This is a genomic window from Demequina sp., assembly GCF_016278765.1.
Taxonomy (GTDB): Bacteria; Actinomycetota; Actinomycetes; order Actinomycetales; family Demequinaceae; genus Demequina.
This window is the reverse complement of the sequence record NZ_JADQBE010000064.1, coordinates 1-2,627: the sequence shown is the minus strand read 5'-3', so window position 1 is coordinate 2,627 and position 2,627 is coordinate 1. Positions and strand designations below refer to the sequence as shown.

Below are 2,627 nucleotides of genomic sequence, written 5' to 3'. Positions count from 1 at the left end.
CGACGAGTTCGCGGAGGAGTACTGCATGCCCGCACTCAAGGCGAATGCGCTCTACCACGACAAGTACCCGCTGGTCTCGGCGCTCAGCCGCCCCGTCATCGTCAAGCACATCGTGCAGGCGGCGCGCGAGTTCGGCGCCACCACGATGGCTCACGGCTGCACCGGCAAGGGCAACGACCAGGTGCGCTTCGAGGTGGGTATCGCCTCGCTCGCGCCGGATCTCAAGTGCATCGCGCCCGTGCGCGACCTCGCCCTGACGCGCGACAAGGCCATCGACTACGCCGAGCGCAACAGCCTGCCGATCGCGACCACCAAGAAGAACCCCTTCTCGATCGACCAGAACGTGTGGGGCCGCGCCGTGGAGACGGGCTTCCTGGAGGACATCTGGAACGCCCCCACCAAGGACGTGTACGAGTACACGGACGACCCCGCCTATCCGCCGGTCCCCGACGAGGTCATCATCTCGTTCGAGAAGGGCATCCCCGTCGCGCTGGACGGCCAGCAGGTGACGCCGCTGCAGGCGATCCAGGAGCTGAACCGCCGCGCGGGTGCTCACGGAGTGGGACGCATCGACATCGTGGAGGACCGCCTGGTGGGCATCAAGAGCCGCGAGGTCTACGAGGCGCCCGGCGCGATCGCGCTGATCGAGGCGCACCGCGAGATGGAGAACGTCACGCTCGAGCGTGAGCAGGCACGCTACAAGCGCGTCATTCAGCAGCAGTGGACCGACCTTGTCTACGACGGCATGTGGTCCTCGCCCCTCAAGAAGTCGCTCGACGCGTTCATCGAGGACACGCAGCAGTACGTCACCGGGGACATCCGCATGGTGCTGCACGGCGGCAAGGCGACCATCACCGGACGCCGTTCGGACATCGGGCTGTACGACTTCAACCTTGCGACGTACGACGAGGGTGACAGTTTTGACCAGAGCGCCGCGCGTGGATTTATCGAGATCTACGGGCTGGCGGCCAAGCAGGCCGCAGCTCGGGCCACCAGGGCGGGCCTCTAGCCCATCCGGAAGAGGAACCCGCCGCACCCCACGGGGCGGCGGGTTCCTGGCACACTCGTGAGTAGCGCGTACGCAAGGAAGGGACCGCGATGGCAAAGGCTGAAGGCACCAACGAGGGCGCACTGTGGGGGGGCCGCTTCACCGGTGGGCCCTCCGAGGCGCTCGCCAAGCTCAGCGTGTCGACCCACTTTGACTGGCGCTATGCCGACGATGATCTGCTGGCATCGATCGCGCATGCCCACGCGCTGCAGCGGGCGGAGCTGCTGACCGATTCCGAGACCGCACAGATGGTCGGGGCGCTCACGAAGCTGCGGGCGGACGTCGCTGCCGGAGAGGTCACGCCCTCCGACTCCGACGAGGACGTGCACGGGGCGCTGGAGCGCCTGCTGATCGACCGCGTCGGAGGCGAGTTGGGCGGCAAACTGCGGGCCGGGCGCTCGCGCAACGACCAGATCTCCACCCTGGGGCGCATGTACCTGCGGCGGCATGCACGCACCATCGCCGGGCAGGTGCTTGACGTGGTGGACGCGCTCTTGGAGCAGGCGGATCGTCACATCGACGATCCGATGCCCGGTCGCACCCACATGCAGCACGCGCAGCCCGTCACGCTGGGTCACCACCTCATGGCGCACGCGTGGCCGTTGCTACGTGACATCGAACGTTTGACGGACTGGGATTCGCGCGCCGCATGGTCGCCTTATGGCGCGGGGGCCCTGGCCGGGTCGACGCTGGGGCTTGACCCCTCGGCCGTGGCCGCCGAGCTGGGCTTCGCCGGTCCCACCGAGAACTCGATCGACGCGACCGCCGCGCGCGACGTCATCGCCGAATTCTCGTGGGTGGCCGCCATGATCAGCGTGGATCTGTCGAGACTGTCCGAGGAGATCATCACCTGGGTGACGGTGGAGTTCGGCTTCGCGTCCCTGGATGACGCGTACTCGACCGGCTCGAGCATCATGCCCCAGAAGAAGAACCCCGACATCGCGGAGCTGGCGCGCGGCAAGGCCGGCCGCCTGATCGGCGATCTGACCGGCATGTTGAGCACACTCAAGGGCCTGCCGCTCGCATACAACCGCGATATCCAGGAGGTACACGAGCCCGCGCTGGACGCCGTAGACACCCTGGAGACCGTGCTCCCGGCGTTTGCCGGAATGGTCCGGACCCTCGTGTTCCACCCCGAGCGCATGGCCGCGCTCGCGCCCGCGGGGTTCTCGCTCGCCACCGACGTGGCCGAGTGGCTCGTCAAGCAGGGGGTGCCATTCCGGGTCGCCCACGAGGTCGCCGGATCGTGCGTGCGCCTGTGCGAGAAGCGCGGAAAGGAACTCCACGAGATGACGCTGGACGAGATGGCCGGCATCCACGAGGCCCTGAACGAGGGCGTGCTTGACGTCCTCACGGTGGAGGGTTCGCTGGCGGCACGCGATGGCGCTGGTGGCACCGCGCCTGCGCGCGTGATCGAGCAGGGCAAGGCCGCCAGGGCCCGGGTGAAGCACTTCCGTCCGTGGGCGACGGTGTAGTCACGGGTCGGCAGTCGCCGTGAGCCACGCAACGGTGCACAGCGACGGGGAACTAGGGCGTGTCTCCAATGTTGAGCGGGGTTTTGGCTTGATGCTGGGCACAT

General features: G+C 67.8%; 2 protein-coding genes. Both read left to right on the top strand.

The window, feature by feature from the left end:
* Positions 1–1,009 (top strand): argininosuccinate synthase (locus tag QZZ29_RS10470; protein WP_291383086.1); only part of this gene is annotated, 1,009 nt, incomplete at its 5' end.
* An 89-nt stretch (positions 1,010–1,098) separates the two neighbouring features.
* On the top strand, positions 1,099–2,523 hold the full coding sequence (gene argH / locus QZZ29_RS10465) for an argininosuccinate lyase (RefSeq protein WP_291383084.1): 1,425 nt from the start codon (positions 1,099–1,101) through the stop codon (positions 2,521–2,523).
* Positions 2,524–2,627 lie beyond the last annotated feature (104 nt).